At 68.2% G+C, this 20,857-nt stretch carries 24 protein-coding genes and 1 tRNA gene; 8 read left to right on the top strand and 17 right to left on the bottom strand.

Features of this window, described 5'->3' with window-relative positions:
- Positions 1 to 30: 30 nt before the first annotated feature.
- Genes O5I81_RS11515 through O5I81_RS11500 form a run of 4 tightly spaced genes read left to right on the top strand, consistent with a single transcriptional unit; the run spans position 31 to position 3,804 of the window.
- Positions 31 to 399 (top strand): BlaI/MecI/CopY family transcriptional regulator, encoded by a 369-nt coding sequence (locus O5I81_RS11515; RefSeq protein ID WP_271065013.1) that lies wholly within the window; start codon positions 31 to 33, stop codon positions 397 to 399.
- Complete coding sequence (locus O5I81_RS11510; RefSeq protein WP_271065011.1) at positions 389 to 1,873, top strand: M56 family metallopeptidase; 1,485 nt, start codon at positions 389 to 391, stop codon at positions 1,871 to 1,873. Before O5I81_RS11515 ends, O5I81_RS11510 begins: the two co-directional genes overlap by 11 nt.
- Before the next feature lie 57 nt (positions 1,874 to 1,930).
- The gene (locus O5I81_RS11505; RefSeq protein WP_271065010.1) at positions 1,931 to 3,463 is read left to right on the top strand and encodes a GMC family oxidoreductase; all 1,533 of its coding nucleotides are present in this window, start codon (positions 1,931 to 1,933) and stop codon (positions 3,461 to 3,463) included.
- 2 nt (positions 3,464 to 3,465) lie between these two features.
- Complete coding sequence (locus tag O5I81_RS11500) at positions 3,466 to 3,804, top strand: hypothetical protein (protein WP_271065009.1); 339 nt, start codon at positions 3,466 to 3,468, stop codon at positions 3,802 to 3,804.
- Positions 3,805 to 3,955: 151 nt separating this feature from the next.
- Here O5I81_RS11500 and mazG read toward each other — a convergent pair whose 3' ends face one another.
- From mazG to O5I81_RS11485, 3 genes are all read right to left on the bottom strand, one after another.
- On the bottom strand, positions 3,956 to 4,765 hold the full coding sequence (gene mazG, locus O5I81_RS11495) for a nucleoside triphosphate pyrophosphohydrolase (protein ID WP_271065007.1): 810 nt from the start codon (positions 4,763 to 4,765) through the stop codon (positions 3,956 to 3,958).
- Positions 4,740 to 6,152 (bottom strand): MFS transporter, encoded by a 1,413-nt coding sequence (locus tag O5I81_RS11490; RefSeq protein ID WP_271065005.1) that lies wholly within the window; start codon positions 6,150 to 6,152, stop codon positions 4,740 to 4,742. Before O5I81_RS11490 ends, mazG begins: the two co-directional genes overlap by 26 nt.
- A 123-nt stretch (positions 6,153 to 6,275) precedes the next feature.
- On the bottom strand, positions 6,276 to 6,752 hold the full coding sequence (locus O5I81_RS11485) for a hypothetical protein (RefSeq protein ID WP_271065004.1): 477 nt from the start codon (positions 6,750 to 6,752) through the stop codon (positions 6,276 to 6,278).
- Positions 6,753 to 6,891: 139 nt separating this feature from the next.
- Here O5I81_RS11485 and O5I81_RS11480 point away from each other — a divergent pair, with 139 nt between their 5' ends.
- Both O5I81_RS11480 and O5I81_RS11475 read left to right on the top strand, forming a co-directional pair.
- Positions 6,892 to 7,164 (top strand): HU family DNA-binding protein, encoded by a 273-nt coding sequence (locus O5I81_RS11480; RefSeq protein ID WP_271065002.1) that lies wholly within the window; start codon positions 6,892 to 6,894, stop codon positions 7,162 to 7,164.
- A 123-nt stretch (positions 7,165 to 7,287) separates the two neighbouring features.
- A complete protein-coding gene (locus O5I81_RS11475; RefSeq protein ID WP_271065000.1) occupies positions 7,288 to 8,661 on the top strand; it encodes an amidase family protein in 1,374 nt (457 codons plus the stop codon).
- Positions 8,662 to 8,695: 34 nt separating this feature from the next.
- Here the strand turns inward: O5I81_RS11475 and fabA are convergent, their stop codons facing one another.
- The 7 genes from fabA to O5I81_RS11440 all read right to left on the bottom strand — a co-directional run bounded on the left by fabA (position 8,696) and on the right by O5I81_RS11440 (position 14,183).
- A complete protein-coding gene (gene fabA, locus O5I81_RS11470; protein ID WP_271064999.1) occupies positions 8,696 to 9,226 on the bottom strand; it encodes a bifunctional 3-hydroxydecanoyl-ACP dehydratase/trans-2-decenoyl-ACP isomerase in 531 nt (176 codons plus the stop codon).
- Positions 9,227 to 9,253: 27 nt separating this feature from the next.
- Positions 9,254 to 9,871, bottom strand: a complete 618-nt coding sequence (locus tag O5I81_RS11465) for a TetR/AcrR family transcriptional regulator (protein ID WP_271064997.1) — start codon at positions 9,869 to 9,871, stop codon at positions 9,254 to 9,256.
- A gap of 253 nt (positions 9,872 to 10,124) precedes the next feature.
- Positions 10,125 to 10,922: an MBL fold metallo-hydrolase gene (locus O5I81_RS11460; protein ID WP_271064996.1), complete on the bottom strand. Its 798-nt coding sequence runs from the start codon at positions 10,920 to 10,922 to the stop codon at positions 10,125 to 10,127.
- On the bottom strand, positions 10,919 to 11,704 hold the full coding sequence (locus tag O5I81_RS11455; RefSeq protein WP_271064995.1) for a TatD family hydrolase: 786 nt from the start codon (positions 11,702 to 11,704) through the stop codon (positions 10,919 to 10,921). Before O5I81_RS11455 ends, O5I81_RS11460 begins: the two co-directional genes overlap by 4 nt.
- Positions 11,704 to 12,702 (bottom strand): DNA polymerase III subunit delta', encoded by a 999-nt coding sequence (locus O5I81_RS11450; RefSeq protein ID WP_271064994.1) that lies wholly within the window; start codon positions 12,700 to 12,702, stop codon positions 11,704 to 11,706. Before O5I81_RS11450 ends, O5I81_RS11455 begins: the two co-directional genes overlap by 1 nt.
- Entirely contained in the window at positions 12,695 to 13,333 is a 639-nt protein-coding gene (gene tmk / locus O5I81_RS11445; RefSeq protein ID WP_271064993.1) for a dTMP kinase, read from the bottom strand. The genes O5I81_RS11450 and tmk overlap by 8 nt, the downstream gene beginning before the upstream one ends.
- A 34-nt stretch (positions 13,334 to 13,367) precedes the next feature.
- Positions 13,368 to 14,183 (bottom strand): septal ring lytic transglycosylase RlpA family protein, encoded by an 816-nt coding sequence (locus tag O5I81_RS11440; protein ID WP_271064981.1) that lies wholly within the window; start codon positions 14,181 to 14,183, stop codon positions 13,368 to 13,370.
- 119 nt (positions 14,184 to 14,302) lie between these two features.
- Between O5I81_RS11440 and O5I81_RS11435 the strand changes: the two genes are divergently transcribed.
- Positions 14,303 to 14,392: transfer RNA gene (locus O5I81_RS11435), tRNA-Ser, on the top strand.
- A gap of 69 nt (positions 14,393 to 14,461) precedes the next feature.
- Here the strand turns inward: O5I81_RS11435 and O5I81_RS11430 are convergent.
- Both O5I81_RS11430 and O5I81_RS11425 read right to left on the bottom strand, forming a co-directional pair.
- Positions 14,462 to 15,211 (bottom strand): SDR family oxidoreductase, encoded by a 750-nt coding sequence (locus O5I81_RS11430; protein WP_271064979.1) that lies wholly within the window; start codon positions 15,209 to 15,211, stop codon positions 14,462 to 14,464.
- 141 nt (positions 15,212 to 15,352) lie between these two features.
- Positions 15,353 to 16,267 carry an AraC family transcriptional regulator gene (locus O5I81_RS11425; RefSeq protein ID WP_271064977.1) on the bottom strand — a complete coding sequence of 305 codons (915 nt, stop codon included), beginning with the start codon at positions 16,265 to 16,267 and terminating at the stop codon, positions 15,353 to 15,355.
- A gap of 353 nt (positions 16,268 to 16,620) precedes the next feature.
- Between O5I81_RS11425 and O5I81_RS11420 the strand changes: the two genes are divergently transcribed.
- Positions 16,621 to 17,520, top strand: a complete 900-nt coding sequence (locus O5I81_RS11420; protein WP_271064976.1) for a phosphotransferase — start codon at positions 16,621 to 16,623, stop codon at positions 17,518 to 17,520.
- An 88-nt stretch (positions 17,521 to 17,608) separates the two neighbouring features.
- Here the strand turns inward: O5I81_RS11420 and O5I81_RS11415 are convergent, their stop codons facing one another.
- The 5 genes from O5I81_RS11415 to O5I81_RS11395 form a co-directional block, all read right to left on the bottom strand.
- Complete coding sequence (locus tag O5I81_RS11415; RefSeq protein ID WP_271064974.1) at positions 17,609 to 17,929, bottom strand: hypothetical protein; 321 nt, start codon at positions 17,927 to 17,929, stop codon at positions 17,609 to 17,611.
- Positions 17,930 to 18,028: 99 nt separating this feature from the next.
- Entirely contained in the window at positions 18,029 to 18,424 is a 396-nt protein-coding gene (locus O5I81_RS11410; protein ID WP_271064972.1) for a cupin domain-containing protein, read from the bottom strand.
- Between the two features lie 86 nt (positions 18,425 to 18,510).
- A complete protein-coding gene (locus O5I81_RS11405) occupies positions 18,511 to 19,092 on the bottom strand; it encodes an NAD(P)H-dependent oxidoreductase (protein WP_271064970.1) in 582 nt (193 codons plus the stop codon).
- Between the two features lie 29 nt (positions 19,093 to 19,121).
- Positions 19,122 to 19,964, bottom strand: coding sequence for a universal stress protein (locus O5I81_RS11400; RefSeq protein ID WP_271064968.1), 843 nt, complete (start codon positions 19,962 to 19,964; stop codon positions 19,122 to 19,124).
- An 11-nt stretch (positions 19,965 to 19,975) separates the two neighbouring features.
- On the bottom strand, positions 19,976 to 20,812 hold the full coding sequence (locus O5I81_RS11395; protein ID WP_271064966.1) for a universal stress protein: 837 nt from the start codon (positions 20,810 to 20,812) through the stop codon (positions 19,976 to 19,978).
- Positions 20,813 to 20,857: the final 45 nt, after the last annotated feature.

The following is a 20,857-nucleotide window of genomic DNA, read 5'->3' as shown; positions in this document are numbered from 1 at the left end:
TCGATGCGCCGTCACAACGAGGATCGAGACGTGCGTATCAGCGGCGCGGAAAGTCAGGTCATGGAAGCCCTCTGGCGGCGCAGCCCCTGCGCGGCCGAGGACATCATCGGCGAAATCGCCGAGCCCCAGGGCTGGACCGAGGCGACGGTGAAGTCGTTGCTCAACCGCCTGCTCAAGAAGGGCGCCGTAGCCGCCGAGAAGGATGGCCGTCGTTTCCTGTATCGCCCGCTCGTCAGCCGCCAGGACTATGTCCAGACCGAGAGCCAGGGCCTGCTCGACCGGCTGTTCGACGGCCGTCTGGCCCCGCTGGTCAGCCACCTGTCGCAGCGCCAGGCGCTGAGCGACGAGGATATCGCCGAACTGAAGCGGCTGGTGGAGGACCTCGACCATGGGCGCTGAACTCCTCGCCATCCTGATCAAGCTGAACCTGGCGGTCAGCGCCGCCATCCTGCTGGTGCTGGTCGCCCGCCGGTTCGTGCGCGCTCAGTTCGGAGCCCGCCTGGCCTATGCCCTGTGGACCGCCGTGCCGCTGGCCGCCGCCGCGGTCATGCTGCCGGCCCCGATCGAGACCGCCCGGCCACAGGCGGCGCCGGACGCCGCGCCACGCGTCGCACGCCCGCCGCAGGACTATCCGCCCCGGTCGCTGAACCTCCCCGTCGATCGCACCGTGATCGGCGCCGTGCCGACCGACCTGCGCTGGATGCTGGTCGCCGGCTGGCTGGCCGGGGCGGTGTTCACCCTGCTGCTGCTGGCCGCGCGCCAGGCCCGGTTCGTCGCCACGCTCGGTCGCCTTCGCCCGGTCAGGGAAGACGGCCTGTGGCTGGCCGAACGGCCCGGCGTCGGGCCGGCCGTGGTCGGCGCCCTGTTCCCGCGCATCGTCGTGCCGGCCGACTTCAGCCAGCAGTTCGACGCCGACGAGCGCCGCGTCATCCTGGCCCATGAGCGCAACCACCTCGCGTCCGGCGACGCCCAGGTCAACGCCCTGGCCGCCCTGCTGCAGGGCCTCCTGTGGTGCAATCCGCTGGTCCATCTGGCTGTCTCGCGCCTGCGCATCGACCAGGAGATCGCTTGTGACGCCGCCGTGCTCGCCCGCTTCCCGACCGAGCGCCGCCGCTACGGCGAGGTCATGCTCAAGACCCAGCTGGCCCCCCAGGCCCTGCCGCTCGGCTGCCGCTGGCCGCCGGCCCGCATCAATCATTTGAAGGAGCGTATCGGCATGCTGAAGAGCGTTCCGCATGGCCCCGTGCGCCGCTGGACCGGCGTCGCCGCTGTCGCCACCGCCTCCATGAGCCTCGCCGTCGCCGCCTGGGCCGCCCAGCCGCCGCGCCCTGCCGAGGCGCCCAGCGTGAGCGCCGGCCAGAAGGCCGCCAGCCGCGCCCTGTTCAAGGCCGTCAGGGCCGGCGACGGCGCCGCTGTCCAGGCCCTGATCGCCCAGGGCGCCAACGTCGACCAGAAGCTGCCGGGCGACGGCACGCCGCTGATCGAGGCCGCCCGCCAGGGCCGGCTCGACCTCGTCGACCAGCTTCTCGCCGCCGGCGCCGACCCCAACCTGGCCCTGCGCGGCGACGGCAACCCGCTGATCGTCGCGGCCGCCCACGGCCGGCGCGACATCGTCGTCCGGCTGGTCGGGGCGGGGGCGGAGGTCAATGCCTTCGTCATCAACGACGAGACCCCGCTGATCAACGCCGCCCGCGGCGGAGCTGTCGATGTCGTCAGCTACCTCGTCGACCAGGGCGCCGACGTGAACCTGGCGGTCAAGGCCGGCAGCAACCCGCCGCAGTCGGAGCAGATCCGCTCGCCGCTCAGCGAGGCCCGCCGGCTCAAGCGACCCGAGGTCGTCGCCTACCTGCTGTCGAAGGGCGCGACGACCTAGCGCCCAGCCCGGCGGTTTCTCCGCTCCCCACTCCCGATCTCTCTCACGAGGAAAGACATGGCTTTCATCGACGCCCGAACCTTGCCTGCCGACAGCCGCATCGAGGCCGACCTGATCATCATCGGCGGCGGCATGGCCGGCATCACCATCGCCCGCCAGTTCGCCGGCACGGCGGTCAGGGTGGCCATCCTTGAGGGTGGCGGCCGCGACCTCAGCGACACGGCCCAGGACCTCTACGACGCCGCCGGCGCCACCGTCCGCGCGCCGGACAACGCCGACCGGCCGCTTGACGACTATCCGCGCAACTCGCGGGCCAGGGTGCTGGGCGGCTCGGGCATGGTCTGGGGCGGCAAATGCCGGCCGCTGGACGCCGCCGACTTCGCCCGGCGGGACTGGATCCCGCACAGCGGCTGGCCGATGTCGCGCCGCGACCTGCAGCCCTTCTACGACCGCGCCTGCGACCTGCTTGAAATCCCTCATTTCGACGGCGCCGAAGCGAAGGACCCGGAGCGCCCGATCCTCGACATCGGGGCCGACTTCATGGCCGCGCCGGTGGTGTTCAGCAAATACTCCGGCGGCGTCGATCCGGCCGCCTTCGAACGGTTCCGCACTGAGTTCGCGCAGGCGCCCAACATCACCGTCTACCTGCACGCCAACGTCACCCGCATCGGCCTGTCGAAGTCCGGGGATCGCGTCGTCCAACTGGACGTCGCCTGCCTCGACGGCCCGCGCCATACCGCCACCGCCGGCCGCTACATCCTGGCGGCCGGCGGCATCGAGAATGCCCGTCTGCTGCTGGCCTCCAACGATGTCGATCTGGCGGGCGTCGGCAACCGGCACGGCCTGGTCGGCCGTTTCTTTCAGGGCCATGTCACTTACTCGGTCGACGAAACCGATCTGGTCGAGGGCTCGGCCCTCTATCTGACCGCCGGCAAGCCGATGGGCCGCTACCTCAACCCCGACCGGCGGGGGGCTCATTCGGTCATCGCCTCCGACCTGCCCGGCCAGCAACGGCTGAAGGCCGGCAACTTCACCGTCACCCTTTATCCGACCGCGCCGCCGGGACCGAAGGCCGGCGGGCGAGGGGAGGAGACAATCGCCGTCGGCCAGATGGCCGCGAAGCTCGATGGCGCGGCCCCGCTGCTGGCCGGCTGCTTCCTGATGGCAGAGCACTTCCCCAACCCCGAAAGCCGCATCACCCTGGCCGGCGAGAAGGACGCCCTCGGCATGCCCCGGGTGAAGCTGGACTGGACGTACTCGACCGCCGATCTCGACGGCCTGGAGCGCACCGCCGCCCATTTCGGCGACAGCCTCGGCGCCGCCGCCAAGGGCCGCTTCTGCTGGCCCGCCGAGCGCAGGGACCTGGTCGCCATCTCCACCGCCTCGCGCCACCACATGGGTACCACCCGCATGCACGCCGATCCGCGCCAGGGCGTCGTCGATCCGGACGGCCGCGTGCACGGCCTGCGCAACCTGCACATCGCCGGCAGCTCGGTTTTTCCAACATCGGGTATCGCCAACCCGACCCTGACCATCCTGGCCCTGGCCCTGCGGATGTCCGACCACCTCAAGCGCCAGATGGGAGCTTAGCGATGACCAAGATTGCTCGCCGTGACCTGCTGGCGGCGCTGGCCGCCCTTGGCGTCGCCGGGCCGGCCCTGGCGGCCGAGCCGAACCGCTTGTGGAGCGGCGCAATCCCACCGGGCGCGCTCCGCATCGGCCAGGCCTGGCTGGCGCAACACCCCGGCCATACCGCCGCCGCGCTCGCCGGACGCCTCGCCCCCGACGGCTGGTCAGCCGCGACCGTCGAAAAACTCCGCCTCCGGGTGGCGACCGATTTCAGGCAGGGCAGGGTGTTCCAGTACCGCGGCTGGCGCCTCTCCGACACCGAAGGCGCCCTGTTCGCCCTCACCGTCCTTTCACCCGCATGACCCCCCACACAACCGCAACACAAACCCGGCGAAACCTCGTCGGAGTCAGGGCGCCACTACCCACACTGAACGGGCAGTATGTTTCGGAAAAACAATAGATTATCCAAGCTGTTTCACGTGGAACACAGCAGGAACATCTAGCGGGCGGGCCCTAGCCCTTCTCAGCCGCCTTGGCGTCGTTCCACAGGCCGTCCATCTCCGTCAGGTCCGATTGGTCGGGCGTGCGGCCATCCTCGGCCAGCCGCGCCTCGATGAAGCCGAAGCGGCGGGTGAACTTGGCGTTGGTGGCGCGGATGGCGTCTTCCGGCTCGATGTCCAGCTTGCGGGCCAGGTTGGCGACCACGAACAGCAGGTCGCCCATCTCCTGGCGCATCTTCTCCTGGTCGCCTGCCTCGATCTCGACCTGTAGCTCGTCGAGCTCCTCATGCAGCTTGGCGATCACCTCGGCCGGGGAGGGCCAGTCGAAGCCGACCCGAGCCGCCCGCTTGGTCAGCTTCACCGCCCGGGTCAGGCCGGGCAGGCCGGTGGGCACATCGGCCAGCACTCCGGTCCGGGTCTTGGCGGCCCGTTCGCCGGCCTTCATCACTTCCCACGCCTGCACCTGCTCGCCGGCCGAGCGCTCGCCGGCGTCGCCGAACACATGCGGATGGCGGCGCAGCATCTTGTCGACGATGGCGTCGGCCACGTCGTCGAAGCCGAAGGCCCCTTGCTCCTGCGCCATGCGGCTGTGGAAGACGACCTGGAACAGCAGGTCGCCCAGCTCCTCCTTGAGATCCTTCAGATCACCCCGCTCGATGGCGTCGGCGACCTCATAGGCCTCCTCAACCGTGTAGGGCGCGATGGTCGCGAAACTCTGCTCCAGGTCCCAGGCGCACCCCGTCTCCGGGGTCCGCAGGGCGGCCATGATCGCCAGCAGGCGGTCGATGGGCTTGGGATCACTCGGCGGGTTTGGGGAGGACATCGGGGGATACGGCCGCCAGGTCTTCGGGCTGAGGGGGAGGGGTCGCCGCGTCGCGTTCGCCGAGCTGACGAAGAATCTCCGCGTGCTTCTCCTCCGTCAGGGGGTAGCCGATCATCACCGCCGCCGCCAGCAGGCCAATGACGCCCGGCGCGAAGGCGTAGAGCGCCTGCAGGGCGTCCATCGAGAGCTGGGTGCTGTTGGCGGCCACCTTGCCGTCGAATCCCAGCATGCCCAGCACAATCAGGCTGGTGGCCGCCAGAGCCGAGCCGATCTTCACCGTGCCGGTGAGGATGGCGTAGAGCAGGCCCGTGCGGTCATAGCCAGAAGCCAGCCGTTCCTCGTCACTGTAGTCGGCCAGCATCGAGCGCAGGAGCAGGGCGCCGGCCGAGTAGGGGATGCCGGCGGCGATCAGGAAGGGCGCGGCCAGCCAGAAGTTGCCGGCCGGCAGCAGCACCACGACGAACTGGACGATGGCGTAGGTGACGCAGGCGGCGATCAGCGACTTGGCCTTGCCGAAAGTCTTGGCCAGCCGGGTCCAGATGAAGGCCCCGAACACCGCCGCCAGGAAGTAGATCAACAACAGGCCCGACGACTCCACGAAGGTGAACTGCTTCACCCGGATGAAGAAGAAAAAGAACAGCGTGCCGGCGATGCCCGGCGCCAGGCCGGTCAGCAGGTCTGCGATCAGGATGCGCACCACCGTCGGCCTGGCCAGCAGGCGGAAATAGTCGCTCAGGCTGGCGCTGCGTTCACCGGTCTTCATCGGCGGCGGCGCATCGTCGGGCACGCGCCAGATGGCCAGCGCGATCATGACCGGCAGCAGCAGGACGATGAACCAGCCCTGGCCGTGCAGGATGTCCGGCTCGGTGCTGCCCGGCCTGACGGCGTTGAGCAGCACAGGCAGGGCCAGGATCATGATCATCCCGACTACGTTGCCGGTCTGCCAGAAGGCGTAGATCCGTGATCGCTCGTGATACTGGCTCGACAGCTTGGCCGCCCAGGAGGTGTGCGCCAGAACGGCGATCGAGTAGCCGAGATAGGCCACGAGCAGCCAGGTCCACAGATAGCCGATGCCAATTCCCGGCCTGGCCATGAACAGCATCCAGATCGCCAGCATCAGGATCGGCCCGCTGATGGCCATCCAGCCGCGGAAGCGGCCGAAGCTCCAGCGGGTGCGATCCAGCACCGTGCCGAAGATCGGGTCGAAGACGATGTCGATGGCGCGGACCAGCAGGAAGGCGAAGCCGACCGCCGCCACATCCACCCCGAGGGTTTCGGAATAGTAGTGCGGGATGGTGATGACCAGCGGCAGGCCGAACGCCGCCAGGGGAAGGCAGGGCCCCGCGAACGCGGCCAGGGTCAAAGCGGAACGTCGGCCGTCGGCCATGCTGCCTCACTAATTGAAGTCGACGCTTATGTTATCGCCGTTCAGACGATGTCATCCGCTTCGCCCGGCTCTGGCAAGTGAAATGCCGGACACGTTGTCACGCCAAATTGAGCAGGGCCCGGACTACAGGTCCTTGTTGCGAGCAAGGCGGCTGGCGAAGCGGTCGAAGGTCTGTTCGGCGTCGCTCCAGGTTCCCGACGGCCAGGCCCAGCGGATGTCGGTTTCGTACCAGCGGTAGCTTACCGACCGGGTCGTCCCGTCAGCCAGGGTGACCCGGCCGCTGATCGCGGCGCCGCCGACGCCGAAGCTCTCGTAGGACAGGCCGGGCTTATCCGACATCTGCTGGAAAGTCGGGCGGTTAGGCACCGCATCCTCCAGCACCAGCTCAATGCGGGCATCGTCCAGCGCGGGGGTGCGCGCGGCTTCCTTGAGCACCGATCGGCGCAGGTCCTCGGCCAGGCGATCGACGTCGCGAACGCCGTATTCGTCGATCTTCTTCTCGAGTTTCGGGCCATAGGTGACGGTCACCTGGGGCTCGGCGGCCAGGGCCGGCGCCGCGAGGCCGAACGCGGCGATGGCGGCCAGAGTCACGATACGCATGGGTCATTCCTCATCAATACGCGCCCTCGACAGGAAGATAGCGTATCGCTAGGGAACCGCCAGCCTGCTGTTGCCTAGTGACAGTGCTCTATAGCCTTGGCAGGGTCTGGGGCTGATTCTGATTTACGGAGAGATTCCATTGAATACCGCTGACATCATCGACGCCGTGGCGTCGAAGGACGAGAAGCTGACCAAGGCTCAGGCCAAGGCCGTCGTCGACGGCGTCTTCGCCGCGATCCGCGATGCCGCTGTGAAGGGTGAGGAAGTTTCGATCCCGGGCTTCGGCAAGTTCAAGGTGCAGAACAAGCCTGCCCGCACCGGCCGTAACCCCTCCACTGGCGCGACGATCGAAATCGCCGCCAGCAAGAAGGTTTCCTTCCAGGCCGCCAAGGCCCTGAAGGACGCGCTCTAAGCGTATCGGCCTCTAAAGGCTAAAGACGCCCACGGCGGTTGACCGTCGTGGGCGTTCGCTTGTCCGGGGGTCTGTTGAGGAAGGGGCTGGCGCGGGTCGAACCGTGTTCGCTATCCTCTCCTCATGACCCATCCTCTCGACAAGTCCGCCACGGACCTCGCCGCTGATCTGGCCGCCCGCCGGATCGGGGCCCTGGAACTGACCGAGGCGGCCATCGCCCGCATCGAGGAACGCGATCCGCCGCTCAACGCCGTGGTCGTGCGCGACTTCGACCGGGCCCGCGACGCCGCCATGGCCGCCGATGCCGCCATCGCCAGGGGCAAGACCGGCCCGCTGCTCGGCGTGCCGATGACGGTCAAGGAAAGCAACAACGTTGCCGGCCTCCGCACCACCTGGGGCGTGGAGCTGTTCGGCCACTGGACCGCGCCCACCGACGCGGTGGCCGTCGAACGGCTGAAGAGCGCCGGGGCCATCATCCTCGGCAAGACCAATGTGCCGCCCTTCCTGGCCGACTGGCAGTCGGACAACGTCATCTACGGCCGCAGCCAGAACCCCTGGAACCTCGAGCGCACCCCCGGCGGCTCCTCCGGCGGCGCGGCGGCGGCGGTCGCCTCCGGCATGAGTCCCATCGAACTGGGCTCCGACATCGGCGGCTCGATCCGCGTGCCGTCCGCCTTCTGCGGCCTCTATGGCCACAAGCCGACCTGGGAACTGGTCCCCAGCCGGGGCCACCAGCCCCCTGGCACCGACAGCAACGCCGTGCCTCTGGCCGTCGTCGGCCCGATCGCCCGGACAGCCGACGACCTCGACCTGGTGCTCGGCGTCATCGCTGGCCCGACCGAAGACCTGGCCAAGGCCTACAGCCTCGACCTGCCGAAAGCCCGGGGCGCGACCCTGGCCGACTATCGGGTGCTGGTCATCGACAGCCATCCGATCGCCGCCACCGACAACGAGATCCGCGGCGCGCTCCACACCCTGGCCGGCAAGCTGGAGCGGGCAGGGGTGTGGGTGGCCCGTGAAAGCGCCCTGCTGCCGGACCTCGAGAGCCTGCACCATCTTTACGGCGGCATGTTGAACGCCGTGCTGAGCAGGGGCTCGCCCAACCCGGCGCCACTGACCGCCCATGGCTGGATGGATATGCAGGACGGCCAGCTGGTCACCCGCCGCGCCTTCGCCCGCCTGTTCGAGGACTTCGACGTCATCCTGGCGCCGACCTACGGCCGCACGGCCTATCCGCACGACGCGCGGCCGCAGGACGAACGCACCCACCTGATCGACAACCAGGAAACCCCATACTTCGACCAGCTGGCCTGGCCGGGCATCGCCACCCTGGCCAACCTGCCAGCGACCGCCGCGCCGGTGGGTCTCTCCACTGACGGCATGCCGATCGGGGTGCAGATCATCGGCCCCGCCTTCGAGGACCGCACCACCATCCATTTCGCCCGGCTGATGGAACAGGCCTTCGGCGGCTTCCGCTTTCCGCCCGGGTATAACTAGGGAGCCGTCGCCAGCCACGCGGCGGGCAGGGACTTCAGGCCGTCGGCCGGATCATGCCGACCCTGAGGTCGGTGGCCACGTAGACACAGACGTCGTCCGCGAACAGCCGCCCGTTGGCCACCCCCAGCGCCAGCTGGCCGCGCCGCGCCTGCCGGATGCTCACCTCGTAGCGCACCAGGCGGGTGGCGGGGGTGATGTCGCCACGAAAGCGGACCTCGCCGACGCCCAGGGCGCGGCCCTTGCCCGGCGAGCCCGACCAGCCCAGCCAATAGCCGAGCATCTGCCACAGGGCGTCCAGACCCAGGCAGCCCGGCATGACCGGGTCGCCTGGAAAGTGACAGGCGAAGAACCAGAGGTCGGGGTCGATATCCAGCTCGGCGACGATCTGGCCCTTGCCGAACTCCCCGCTGTCCAGGCCGAGTTGGGTGATCCGGTCCATCATCAGCATTGGCGCGGCCGGCAACTGGGCGTTGCCGGGGCCGAAGTAGCCGCCTTGGCCCGAGAGGATCAGCTCCTGCTTCGTGTAGGACGGCTTGGGTGTGTGAAACGCGTGCGGATCGGCCACGGTCGGTTCCCTATGAAAGTGGGCGCGTCAGGCGACGCTGGCGCTACGGGCCCGGGCGTCCAGCGCCGCCAGATGCAGGGCGCTGGCGACAAAGGCCCAGATCTTCTCGGTCAGCAGATCGCGGTCGGGGCGGGGACCGCCGGTCAGGGCTCCGACCAGGGCCTGGCGGATGCCGCCGATCATCAGCGCGATGGTCAGGCGGGGATCGAGGTCCGGGGGAATGACGCCGGCCCGCTGGCCGGCCCGCAGATTGTAGGCCCCGGCGATCAGCTGGCGTTTGGTGAAGGCCTGCTCGACATCGAGCACCTCCGCCGCCCGGCTCAAGGGGCCGACGACCAGGGGCGCGAAGGGGTGGTCGTAGTGGAAGGCGATGTAGGCGGCGATCCGCTCCTTCTCCCGTCCCGCCCAGTCGGGAGAGACCAGTTTGGAGGGGCTGAAGGCGACATCCTCGAGCTGGTTGTAGAAGGCCTCGACCACGGCGGCGATAAGGCCCGCCTTGGAGCCGAAGTGATGGTAGGCCAGCCCGACCGAGGCCTTGGCCCGGCGGGCGACGGCCTGCATCTCCAGCAGGCCGTGAGTCTGGATGAGTTCGTCCTGGGCAGCGCGGATCAGGCGCTCCGGCGTTCCGATCTTCGTGAAGATCATCGGCGGACTCACATTGAATTGAATTCAATTTAGCGCCCACGTCCTGGGATCTGCAAGGCTTTCCTGACGAGGTTCGTTCCGCACGAGGCGTTCGCTGACTCCCGCGATGGGGAAAGGATGAGGCCGGGCCTCACCAGAGGCTATGCAGCGGGCGGGGATCGATCAGCGACGGCCGAACGACCGCTCCGGCTGATCATTCCGCATTTCATTCCGCATTGCGCCTAAGATATATTATCAGAAATTATGAGCGCCGTCAGGCGGGGACTTCGAGGCTGAGCCCGTCGTAAGCCGGCTCGACCCCGGCCGGAAGTTCGGCCGCCAAGCGGTTGAAATCCAGGTCGATATGCATGTTGGTCAAGATGGCGCGGCGCGGTTTGACCCGGTCTATCCAGGCCAGCGTCTGTTCGAGGTTGGCGTGGGTCGGATGCCATGTGTAGCGCAAGGCGTCGACGATCCAGGTGTCGATGCCGACCAACGCCGCGAAGGCTTCCTCGGGCAGGCCGTTGACATCGGGCGAATAAGCGATTGATCCGAAACGGAAACCCAGGGAGCGGATCTCGCCGTGTTCCTGGTCAAAGGCGACGACCGGGATCGGGCCAGCCGGTCCCTCGACCTCGAAGCGGACACCCAGGCCCGGCATGGACCTGAGCTCGCCGATGGCGGGATAGCCGCCCGTGCTGTGGAAGATGTAGCCGAAGCGGTGTTCCAGCCGCCGCCAGGTGGCGTCATCCATCCAGGTCGGAATGCGGGCGCGCTGGTTGAGGGCGAAGGCGCGAATGTCGTCGAGGCCGTGGGTCTGGTCGGCGTGATCGTGCGTGAAGAGAATGCCATCAAGACGTTGTATACGCGCGGAAATCGCCTGTTCCCGAAAATCAGGGGAGGTGTCCACGACGACGGTGGTCGCAGCCCCCTGCCCCAGCCGTTCCACGAGCAGGGAGCAGCGGCGGCGGCGATTCTTCGGCTCGGCGGGATCGCAGACGCCCCAGTTGCCGTCGGCCCTCGGCACGCCGCCGGAACTGCCGCAGCCAAGGATGGTGACGCGCAGGGTCATTCTGGACGGGGTATCCGGTCGAACAGGGCGAAGAAGGCGTCCTCTGTGCGCTGCTCAGCCTCGTCGCGGGTCCAGCCTCGGACTTCCGCCAGTTTCTCAAGGATATGAGGCAGATAGGCCGGTTCGTTGCGTCGCCCGCGCATCGGCACGGGGGCCAGATAGGGACAGTCGGTCTCGAGGATGATGCGGTCGGCCGGCATGATGTCGGCGATGGTGTCGCGGACGTCCTGCGCCGCCTTGAAGGTGGCGATGCCGCTGACCGAGAACCAGGCGCCCAGCGCCGCCGCCCGGCGGGCCAATTCCGGGCCGCTGGTGTAGCAGTGCATCAAGAGCTTGAACGGGCCGGCGGCGTGTTCCTCTTCGAGGATGTCGCCCATGGCCTGGTCGGCCTCGCGGGTGTGGACGACCAGCGGCAGGCCGGTCTCGCGGGCGGCGATGACGTGCTGGCGGAAGACGGCGGCCTGGATGTCCCGGGGGCTCAGATCGTAGTGGAAGTCGAGGCCGCATTCGCCGATGCCGATGACCTTCGGCCGCTGCGCCAGACTGATCAGGTCATCGGCCTCAAGCGACGGATTTTCCTTGGCTTCGTGCGGATGAGTTCCGACCGTCGCCCAGATGTCGTCGTGGGCCATGGCGATGGCGTGCACGGCCTCGAAGCTGCTGACCTTGTCGCAGATGGTGACCATCAGCCCGACGCCGGCGGCGCGGGCGCGGTCGATCACCTCGGCCTGGTCGTCGGCGAACTGGGGGGCGTGCAGGTTGACGTGGCTGTCGATGAGCATCAGGCGGCGGCGGCTCGCAAGGCGCGGACGGCCGTCCAGAAACTGTCGGCTCGGTCGAGGTTGAGGGCTTCGGCCTCGCGAGGCAACCGCTCCAGCACGTCCCAGACGTCGGCCCAGCGGTCGAGATCCTCGCCCTGCCCGCTCATCGCCTGCTCGACAGCCATGACCCGGACCCGGTCGCTGAGACGCTCGAACAGCATCTGGAAGCGCTCGGCCCCTTCGGCTCCGCGGAAGCTGTCGGCCATGGCCAGCAGCGGGGCCGGATCGGGGTGCTTCAGGTGGTTGAGCAGTTCATGGGCAGTGTCGTCCATCTTCAGGACCCCAAGGCCGGCCATCTTCAACGCCAGGCCCGGCGAGCCCCCGGCCATCTTGACCAGGCGGGCGGTGTCGTAGCCGTCGAGGTCGGAATGCTCGCGGACGATGCGCTCGGCCGTGTCGGTGTCGGGCGTGCGGAACGCCAGGGTGCGGCAGCGGGAGCGGATCGTCGGCAGCAGCCGACCCGGCGCGTGGCTGACCAGGAACAGCACGCCGCGCGGCGGCGGCTCCTCCAGGGTCTTGAGAATGGCGTTGGCGGCGTTGACGTTGAGGTCGTCGGCGGCGTCGATGATGGCGACGCGGTAGGGGGCCTGGGCCGGCGACTTGGAGAAGAACTCCGGCAACTGGCGGGCCTCATCGACCGGGATGACCTTGCGCGGCTTGCCGTCCTCGCCCATCCGCTCCAGCACCATGAAGTCGGGGTGGCTCCTGGCCGCCATCAGCCGGGCGGGAATGCTCTGCTGGCTGGAAGACAGCGGCCCCCCTGCCCCGTCATGCGGCGCGCCGAGCAGCCGTCGGGCGGCCATGTAGGCGAAGGTGGCCTTGCCGACCCCCTCCGGTCCGGTCAGCAACCAGGCATGATGCAGGCGACCGCTGTCCAGGGCCGAGACGAAGGCCGCCTCCTGGGCCTCGTGGCCGAGCAGGCGCTCGGTGTCGCGCGGGTGACGCAGGCCCTCAGCCATGCACCCGCTCCAGGCGCGGCTCCACGGCGGCGCGGATATCGGCCTCGACGTCCTCAGGCGGGCGATCGGCGCGCAGGACGACACAACGGTCCGGTTCGTTCCGGGCGATCTCCAGGAAGGCTTGGCGCAGGCGCTCATGGAAGGCGGCGCCCTTGGCCTCGAACCGGTCCTCGCCGCCGCCGCGACTCAGGGCGCGGGACAGGCCCTCCTCGACGGGCAGGTCGAGGATCAGGGTGAGGTCGGGGTGAACGCCCTCGAGCACGGTGGCCTCCAGGGTGTCGATCAGCCGGGTGTCGACCTGGCCGCCGGCCCCCTGATAGGCGCGAGTGGAATCGGCGAAGCGGTCACAGAGCACCACCTTGCCGGCGTCGAGGGCCGGTCGGATGACCCGCTCGATGTGGTCGCGGCGCGAGGCGTACATCAGCAGGGTCTCGGTCACCGCCGACCAGCGCTCCGGCGGACCATTGAGCACGATGTCGCGAATAGCCTCGGCGCCGGGCGAGCCGCCGGGCTCGCGGGTCAGCACCACCGGATGGCCCAGGGCCTTCAGACGCTCGGCCAGACGCCGGATCTGGGTCGATTTGCCGGCGCCCTCGCCGCCCTCGAAGGTGATGAAGAATCCCTTGGACATGGGCCCAACCCATCGGCTGAACCGGCCATCATGTCTAGCGGTCGGCGATCAACTTCGCGTCGGGAAAGCCCAGCTGCGCCACCTGGTCACGCAGGCGGCCGGCGCCCTGGACATCGCGTCCCGATTCAATGACCACGCGGTACAGGGTCCGCCCGTCGCGCTTCAGCGGCACGATCCTGGCTCGGCCGACGTCCCGCAGGGAGTTGACCGCTTTTTCGGCATTGTCGCGATCGGCGAAGGCTCCGGCCTGGATCACCCAGTCATCGCCACTGCGCGGAACCAGGGCGCGCGGGGCCTCGTCCTTGTCGAGCCCGGCATACTGCAGCGTGCGGTCCTTGCCCCTCGGCGGCGCCGGGCCGACATAGCGTACCCGCACCCTGGCCGTGCCCTTGCCGGCAAACCCCAGCGCATCAGCGCCGGCCCGCGACATGTCGATGATCCGCCCGCCGACGAAGGGTCCACGGTCGTTGACCCGCACCTTGATCTTCTTGCCATTGTCCAGGTTCGTCACCTCGACGATGCAGGGCAGCGGCAGGGTCTTGTGGGCGGCGGAGACCACCCACATGTCGAAGTTCTCGCCGTTGGCGGTCTGGCGATTATGGAACTGCTGGCCGTACCAGCTGGCGATCCCGACCTCGTTGTAGCCGGGCTGTTCGCGCGGCGTGTACCAGATGCCGCCCACCTGGTAAGGCCGCATGGTGCCCGGAACCCGGCCGCCCGGTTTGGAGGGCGCCGGCTTGCTGTCGGCCATGCGCGGCGACAGCCGTGGTGTGGCGCAGGCGGCCAGGCTGGCCGACGCCAGCAGCGCCAGCGCGATCGCCCCTCCCCGCGTCAAGACCTCGCGCCCCATGGCGCCCCTCCGCTTGTTCCGGGCGAAGAATGGCAGGGTCGGTCTTCGTTTCGGTTAACGGCGAGCAAATGGCTGTTTTGCAGCGAAACGCCCTGCTATAGCGCCGGTCCCGCTCCTACGGACAGGTGGCCGAGCGGTTTAAGGCAGCGGTCTTGAAAACCGCCGTGGGTGCGAGCCCACCGTGGGTTCGAATCCCACCCTGTCCGCCACTTGGGCCAAAATGAACAGCGCGCCGTCACCGGTTCGTTCCAGGTTGTGAGATCGAGCCGGGTCAGACCTCAGTCATGGCGGGTTTGAAAGAGAGCTACAGCATCAGCTCCGCCCGGAAACTGAAGCCGACCGGACGTGTCGTGGACGGCGTCCCAGACCGCCTCAGCGACATCCGTTTCCTTCGTCGTCAGGGCCGGTTTGGCGAAGGCTTCGAAAATCGGCGCCGCGAAGCCGGCATAGGCGGGAGGGATGAGATCCTCGACGCGCAGATCTGTATTGTGCGCAAACCGCGTCGTCGGAGCGTATCCCGGCTCAACCAGTCTGGCGCGGACATCGAAATGTGCAAGTTCGTGGGCGAGCGAGCCAGTGAAGCCTTCAATCGCCTGCTTGCTGGCGGTATAGGCCGCTGCGAGCGGCATCGCGGCCAGTGTGACGCTCGATGTGACGTTGACGATGACCCCGGACCGACGTTCACGCATCTGCGGGATGACGGCCTGGCACATCGCCATGACGCCGAAGGTATTGGTATTGAATACCTTGCGGATATGCGCCATCGGCGTCGCCTCGAAGGCGCCGACCACGCCGATGCCGGCATTGTTGACGAGCACGTCGATTGGCCCAGCCGCGGCGACCGCGGCGGCGATGCTCTCTTCGCTGGTCACGTCGAGCGACAGAACTCGCAGATTGGGCGAAGCTGGCAGAAGCCTGCCGTCAGGGCGACGCATGGTCGCGATGACATTCCAGCCTTTGTCGAGGAAATGACGCGCCATCTCCAGGCCGTAGCCCGAGGATGTGCCGGTGATCAGGATCGTTTGCATGGGAGCCTCCATTCGTCTTCGGATGGCCCTTGATAGCTTTATGCAAATGGACGAGACATAATTTCACGTCCACAATTGTTTTCCAATCGTCCAATCCGAGGCGCAATGATCGATAGGGTCGCCAGCTCCGTCTTGCCGGTCCTATGCGAGGGCAGCGACGCCGCTGGTCCGGGCAAACTTCCCGGGTGGACAGCCGAGCCGCTTGCGGAAAGCCGTGCTGAAGGCGCTCGCGGATTCGTACCCGATCTCGTCAGCAATCCGGTCAAGTGACTTCGCGCCGCGCAGCAATGCGTCTTTTGCCAGCGCCATCCGCCATCGGCTGAGATATTCGATCGGTCCGCACCCGAGAAGCGCACCGAAGCGCGCGGCGAAGGTGGAACGAGACTGCCCGGCGATCCGAGCGAGGCTGGCCACCGTCCAGTCGGCGCGCACATCGGCGTGCATGGCCGTGAGTACGCGCGACAAGGCCGGATCGCGCATGCCGTTGAGAAGGCCAGCGCGGTCATCATCGGGCGTGACGCCGCGCCAGCGCAGAGCCTCCACAAGCAGCACCTCGAGCATGCGCTGGAGGATCATATCCTTGCCCGGCTCGTCGCCGCTGCATTCGTCCATGATGAGGTCGATCATCCGGCCAAGCCGCGCCGATCGTCCCGCCGAGTGCGGGATATGGATGATGCGTGGCAGCAGGGCGAGCAAAAGCAGCGCATTGACCGCCTCAACGCGGAATGTGCCGCCCAGCGCTTCGAACTCCGCTTCGCCACCCTGCTCGCCATGGCGGACCGGCAAATCCATCGGATCGCGCAGCTCGCAGGCTATGGCCGGATGACTGCTGAGGGTGAAAGCCGGGGTGGAGGGCAGGAGAAGAAAGGCGCCCTCGTCCAGCTTCCAGGGCTCCTCTCCTTCAAACGCGATCCAGCAGGCGCCTTTCAGAACGATCGTGAAGCCGGGGGCATCATGTGCCGCGTAGCGAACGCCCCAGCGCCCCCGCCCGGTGATTGGCTTGGAGATGGCCGTGTTCGGCCGCAGCAGGGCTATGACGTCGCTTAGAGGATCCAATTTGGACGGACCGTAATTAATACAAGCGAAATATTTCTACTTCGTCTTACTTCGTTTGTCCATCTCCTCCAATGTGGGGTTGGAGGGCTACAGCGAAAGGGAAGTGCGCATCTCGTCGGACGTGGCCAGCCAACCTCCGCCGCGCTGTTGATCGGGGTCAAGGTCTTGCCTCGCGACAGGGCGGATACTTTGAGGATAGTGTGGCCGTGAGCGTGGGCCGCGCTCCGCCGCCGACCCGGAGAGGGGTGATGGACGGATTACGCTCGAAGGATGATCAGAAGGCCCTCGTCGCGGCGCTGGAGACTGGACTTGCGACAGGAGACAGCCGCCCCTTGCGGCGCCTGGAAACCCATATGTCGTACGTCTTTCTGGGCCCTGATCGCGTCTACAAGCTGAAGCGAAGCCTCCGGCACCCCTTCTGGGACATGTCGACGCTGGAAGCCCGGCGGGAGGCCTGCGAGGCTGAGCTCGCGGTCAATCGAGCCCTGGCTCCGGACCTCTACGAGACCGTGGCGCCGGTGGTCCGGGACACGGCCGGCGCCTTCCATATCGGCGGCGCGGGCCGGCCGGTGGATTGGGTTGTGGTCATGCGCCGGTTTCCCGATGGCGCCCTGCTCGATGACATGGCTGAGGCCGGCCGGCTCACGGCCGAGCTGGTCCGCGACACCGTCAAGGCCATCGCCGCCTTTCACGCCCGCCAGCCCCCGCAGTTCGAGGCGGGTCATGCGGTCGACTATCGCCGGATCATCGACGGACTGCGTCGGACAGAAGCGGAAGGGGCTGCGGCGCTGGATCTGCGGCCAGGATCCGAGGTGCTGTTCGGCGCGCTGGAGCACGAGGTCGCGCGGCATGCCCCGATGATCGAAGCGCGCCGCAAGGCCGGTTGGGTCCGCCGCGGGCACGGCGATCTTCATCTGCGCAACATCTGTGTGTTCGAGGGCCGGGTTACGCCGTTCGACGCCCTGGAATTTGATCCGGCCCTGGCGACGGCCGACGTGCTCTACGACCTGGCCTTCCTGCTCATGGACCTGCGGGCGCGGGGCCTGGACGAACTCGCCCACGTCGCCATGACCCAGTACTGGGAGAGCCTCGCCCAGCCAGAAGAGGCCCTCGCCCTGCTGCCGCTGTTCATGGCGCTTCGGGCGGCCGTTCGCATGGCCGTCGCGGTCGAGGCGGGGGATCTGGTCCCGGCGGCCCACTACCGTGCCCTGGGGCTCGAGCTTCTGCAGCCGACATCGCCCGGGCACCTTTAGCCCAGAACGGCTGGCCCAAGGGGCGGCGAACAAAGCCCGCCCCGAGGCACAACGCCTCGGGGCGGTTGCTCTGACCGATGGTTATTGGTCAGGCGGCCGGTTTGCGGCGATGGGCGACAGCCAGGCCGATGAGCCCGACGGCGGCGGCCACCATGGCGGCGGTCGCGGCGGCGGTGGCGGCCGGATGCTCACGGGCCTCCTTGCCGGCGGTCTCCGCGATCACCTTCGTTTGGGCTTTGGCGTCCTCGATCAGCTCGATCGCGGAGTGGGCCACACTGGTCGCCGTTCGGGACAGGGCATCGGTGGTGTCCTCCCCCAGGTGCTTGGCGAGCTTCTTCAGATTGTGGACCACGTCGTCAAAGACGTCGTCCACCTCGTTGGCGATCTGCTTGGTGACTGACTTGCTCATCCGGAGAACTCCTTGTTGCTGGGTGCGAACACCACAGATTGGGCAGATTTCGCCCCCTCCGCCTTGACGTCGGTCAACTCCCCGCCGATCTCGCCTGCCTTACTCCGACCGTCGCCCGTCGAAGGGTTCGGGCGCGCGGGCGGCGTCGGCATAGGTTTCGTGCACCAGGCCGTCGCGATGCTCGGGCGGGCCGTAGAGGGTATAGAAGGTCAGTGGTTCGTCGCCGGTGTTGACGATGTTGTGCCGGGCGCCGGCCGGAACCAGCACGGCGTGGTCGTCCTCGATCGGCGTGCGCTGGCCGTCGATGATGACCGCCCCCTTGCCGTCGATGAACTGGAAGAACTGATCGTGTTCGAGGTGGGACTCCAGCCCGATCTCCTCGCCCGGCAACAGGCGCATCATGACCAGCTGCAGATGCCGGCCGGTGTAGAGAACCCGGCGGAAGGCCTCGTTGGCGTCCGCGAGATCCTCGATGTTGTCGACGAATCCCTTCACGTCGCACTCCCTCTTGAACTTTCCTTCCTTTTCTTGCCCCCACCGGCGAGAACCGCCTTGATCGTCGTCAAACACCGGCCCGGACCTCAGTCGCCCTGGGCGCCCAGCTTCTCGACACGGTCCAGCCAGCCGCGGAGGCGCGCCGGACCGGCGGTATCGACGCCGCCGAAGAAGGTGTCCCGCACGGGCTTCATCCCGGTCAGGCGGAGGATGCCCCGCTCGACGCTCATCACCCCCTGGGCGCCGAAATACAGCCGGTACATCGCGGCCGGCATGCCCATGGTGACGATCAGCCGGGCGGAGCGACCGGTCAGCCGCGCCGACATGCCCTTGGTGTCGCTCTGGAAACCGAATCCCCGCCGCATCAACTGTTCCAGCAGCGCCTTCAGCTTGGCCGGCGCCCCGCCCAGCCACAGCGGGAAGACCAGCACCAGGTGCTCCGCCCAGCTCAGGTCGGCCTGGATGGCGGCAATATGGGCCGGTGGCGCCGTGTCGAACTCGGCCTGCGAGGCCAGCAGGGGCACGTCGAGGCTGCCGAGACAGACACGCCTCACCTGGTGGCCGCAGGCGAGCGCGCCTCTGGCGTAGGCTTCAGCCAGAGCGGCACAGAGACGGGTCGGCGCGGCGTCGGGATGACCGTTGATGATCAGGATCCGGCGGGATTCCATGGATCGGCTCCGGCTGAGGTCGGCCCGCCCTAGTGGGAGAGCAGGACCGGGATGATGGGGGCGGTGAGGATGTGCTGGGTGGCGCCGCCGAGGAAGAATTCCCGCAGCCGCGAGTGGCCGTAGGCGCCCATTACCAGAAGGTCAAAGCCCCGCTCGTCCGCCACCCGCTCGATGATCTTGCCGGCCCCCTCGCCCGCCGCGGTGTATTCCTCGGCCTCGGCCTGGACGCCATGCGCCGCGAGGTGGCGCAGGAGCTCGTCGGCCTGGCCGCCGACGGCCGTTGGCTTGTCGCCGAGTATGGTCAGAATCCGGACTTCCTGTGCCTGCTTCAGGAGCGGCAGGGCGTCGGTCACCGCCCGGATGGAGGCCCGGCCGCCGTCCCAGGCGACCAGGATCCGCTTGAAGCTGCGCGGCGGCTCCGTTCCGCCCCGGAACAACAGGACGGGACGGCCGGAACTGAAGACCACGGCCTCGGCCAGCGCCGTCTGGGGCGCGATCACGCCGACATAGGGGATGACGCAGATGTCGCGGGTCCGCGCCACGGTGGCCAGGCGTTCCGACTGGAGGGGATAGAGCTCCTCGATCGGCCGGGTTTCGTTCGCGAGGCCCAGCTTGCCGGCCTGCTCGGCGAAGCGCGCCAGCAGGTGATCGACGTTGTCCTGGCAGCGCGCCTCTTCCTCCTCGGCCAGCTGCGACAGCCCGATCAGGCGATCGGCGATGACGTTGCTCTTCACCGGCAGCCGGGTCTGGAAGGTCGTCGCGGTGACCGCCCCGCCCAGGGCCGCGCAGACCCAGGTCGCCTCATCGACCACCTCCATCGGCGTGGCGTCGGGGTAGCTGTCGAGGTGCAGCAGGATGTCCTTGTAGGCCATGACCCCTCCCCTCAGTGCGAAATCAGCAGCGGGATCGGCGGCGCGCCGAGCAGATCGCGGCTGACGCCTCCCAGGATCAGTTCCTGGACGCGCGGGCGGCCGAACAGACCCATGACCAGAAGGTCGGAGCCCAGATCCAGGGCCTGACGGCGCAGCACCTCGCCGGCCACCTCGTCCCGGCTGCGGTCGAGGATGACATTGGCCTTGCAGCCATGGCTTTCCAGGTGGCGCTGCAACAGGCCGTCGGGCCCGCCGTCGCCCTTCGGCGAGACGACCACGACATCGACCTGCTCGGCCGCCATCAGCACGGGCCAGGCGTCCCGAAGGGCGCGGGCCGACTCCCGCGAGCCATTCCATGCCACCAGAACGCGACGGCCGAAGTCGGGAGCGCAGCCATCGTCGCCGACGACCAGCACCGGTCCGCCCGACGCCATCGCCAGGTCGCCGGCCGAGTATTTCCACCGCGCCATGCTGACGGCGACGACCGGGGGCAGCACGACAAGATCGGCGCGGCGCGCGCAGGCGATGAGCACCTCCTGATTGTCGCCGCCTATGGTGAGCCAGCTGGAGGCGACGCCGGCCTCGGCGGCGGCGGCCTCGAAGGTCTCGCGGGCGGCCTCGGCGGCTTCATCGACGGACTTGGCGTGGCCCTTGAGCAGGGCGTCGATGTCGGGCGGCGACATGTAGGCCAGCACTTCCGTCGCCATCACATCGTTGAGGAATTCCGAGCGCAGGAAGACGCCGGTGACCATGCCCCCGGAGCGTCGGGCCAAGGCGGCGGCGGCGACCGCGCGGGGGCGGGACTGCGGCGTTTCGTTCACCTGAACCAGGATGTCGCGATAGCTCATGGAATTGTCCTCCGTTTCGAAGAGACTGTGCCCGTCTTGGGGAAC

The organism is Caulobacter sp. NIBR1757 (genome assembly GCF_027912495.1).
Taxonomy (GTDB): domain Bacteria; phylum Pseudomonadota; class Alphaproteobacteria; order Caulobacterales; family Caulobacteraceae; genus Caulobacter.
The sequence above is the reverse complement of the archived record's forward strand: the minus strand, read 5'-3'. Positions and strand labels throughout refer to the sequence as shown.

Excerpts from the sequence above, each read along its gene's own strand:
- O5I81_RS11510 (WP_271065011.1), top strand. The coding sequence starts at position 389 with ATGGGCGCTGAACTCCTCGCCATCCTGATCAAGCTGAACCTGGCGGTC.
- O5I81_RS11505 (WP_271065010.1), top strand. The coding sequence starts at position 1,931 with ATGGCTTTCATCGACGCCCGAACCTTGCCTGCCGACAGCCGCATCGAG.
- O5I81_RS11500 (WP_271065009.1), top strand. The coding sequence starts at position 3,466 with ATGACCAAGATTGCTCGCCGTGACCTGCTGGCGGCGCTGGCCGCCCTT.
- mazG (WP_271065007.1), bottom strand. The coding sequence starts at position 4,765 with ATGTCCTCCCCAAACCCGCCGAGTGATCCCAAGCCCATCGACCGCCTG.
- O5I81_RS11490 (WP_271065005.1), bottom strand. The coding sequence starts at position 6,152 with ATGGCCGACGGCCGACGTTCCGCTTTGACCCTGGCCGCGTTCGCGGGG.
- O5I81_RS11485 (WP_271065004.1), bottom strand. The coding sequence starts at position 6,752 with ATGCGTATCGTGACTCTGGCCGCCATCGCCGCGTTCGGCCTCGCGGCG.
- O5I81_RS11475 (WP_271065000.1), top strand. The coding sequence starts at position 7,288 with ATGACCCATCCTCTCGACAAGTCCGCCACGGACCTCGCCGCTGATCTG.
- O5I81_RS11465 (WP_271064997.1), bottom strand. The coding sequence starts at position 9,871 with ATGATCTTCACGAAGATCGGAACGCCGGAGCGCCTGATCCGCGCTGCC.
- O5I81_RS11460 (WP_271064996.1), bottom strand. The coding sequence starts at position 10,922 with ATGACCCTGCGCGTCACCATCCTTGGCTGCGGCAGTTCCGGCGGCGTG.
- O5I81_RS11455 (WP_271064995.1), bottom strand. The coding sequence starts at position 11,704 with ATGCTCATCGACAGCCACGTCAACCTGCACGCCCCCCAGTTCGCCGAC.
- O5I81_RS11450 (WP_271064994.1), bottom strand. The coding sequence starts at position 12,702 with ATGGCTGAGGGCCTGCGTCACCCGCGCGACACCGAGCGCCTGCTCGGC.
- tmk (WP_271064993.1), bottom strand. The coding sequence starts at position 13,333 with ATGTCCAAGGGATTCTTCATCACCTTCGAGGGCGGCGAGGGCGCCGGC.
- O5I81_RS11440 (WP_271064981.1), bottom strand. The coding sequence starts at position 14,183 with ATGGGGCGCGAGGTCTTGACGCGGGGAGGGGCGATCGCGCTGGCGCTG.
- O5I81_RS11430 (WP_271064979.1), bottom strand. The coding sequence starts at position 15,211 with ATGCAAACGATCCTGATCACCGGCACATCCTCGGGCTACGGCCTGGAG.
- O5I81_RS11420 (WP_271064976.1), top strand. The coding sequence starts at position 16,621 with ATGTCGTACGTCTTTCTGGGCCCTGATCGCGTCTACAAGCTGAAGCGA.
- O5I81_RS11415 (WP_271064974.1), bottom strand. The coding sequence starts at position 17,929 with ATGAGCAAGTCAGTCACCAAGCAGATCGCCAACGAGGTGGACGACGTC.
- O5I81_RS11405 (WP_271064970.1), bottom strand. The coding sequence starts at position 19,092 with ATGGAATCCCGCCGGATCCTGATCATCAACGGTCATCCCGACGCCGCG.
- O5I81_RS11400 (WP_271064968.1), bottom strand. The coding sequence starts at position 19,964 with ATGGCCTACAAGGACATCCTGCTGCACCTCGACAGCTACCCCGACGCC.
- O5I81_RS11395 (WP_271064966.1), bottom strand. The coding sequence starts at position 20,812 with ATGAGCTATCGCGACATCCTGGTTCAGGTGAACGAAACGCCGCAGTCC.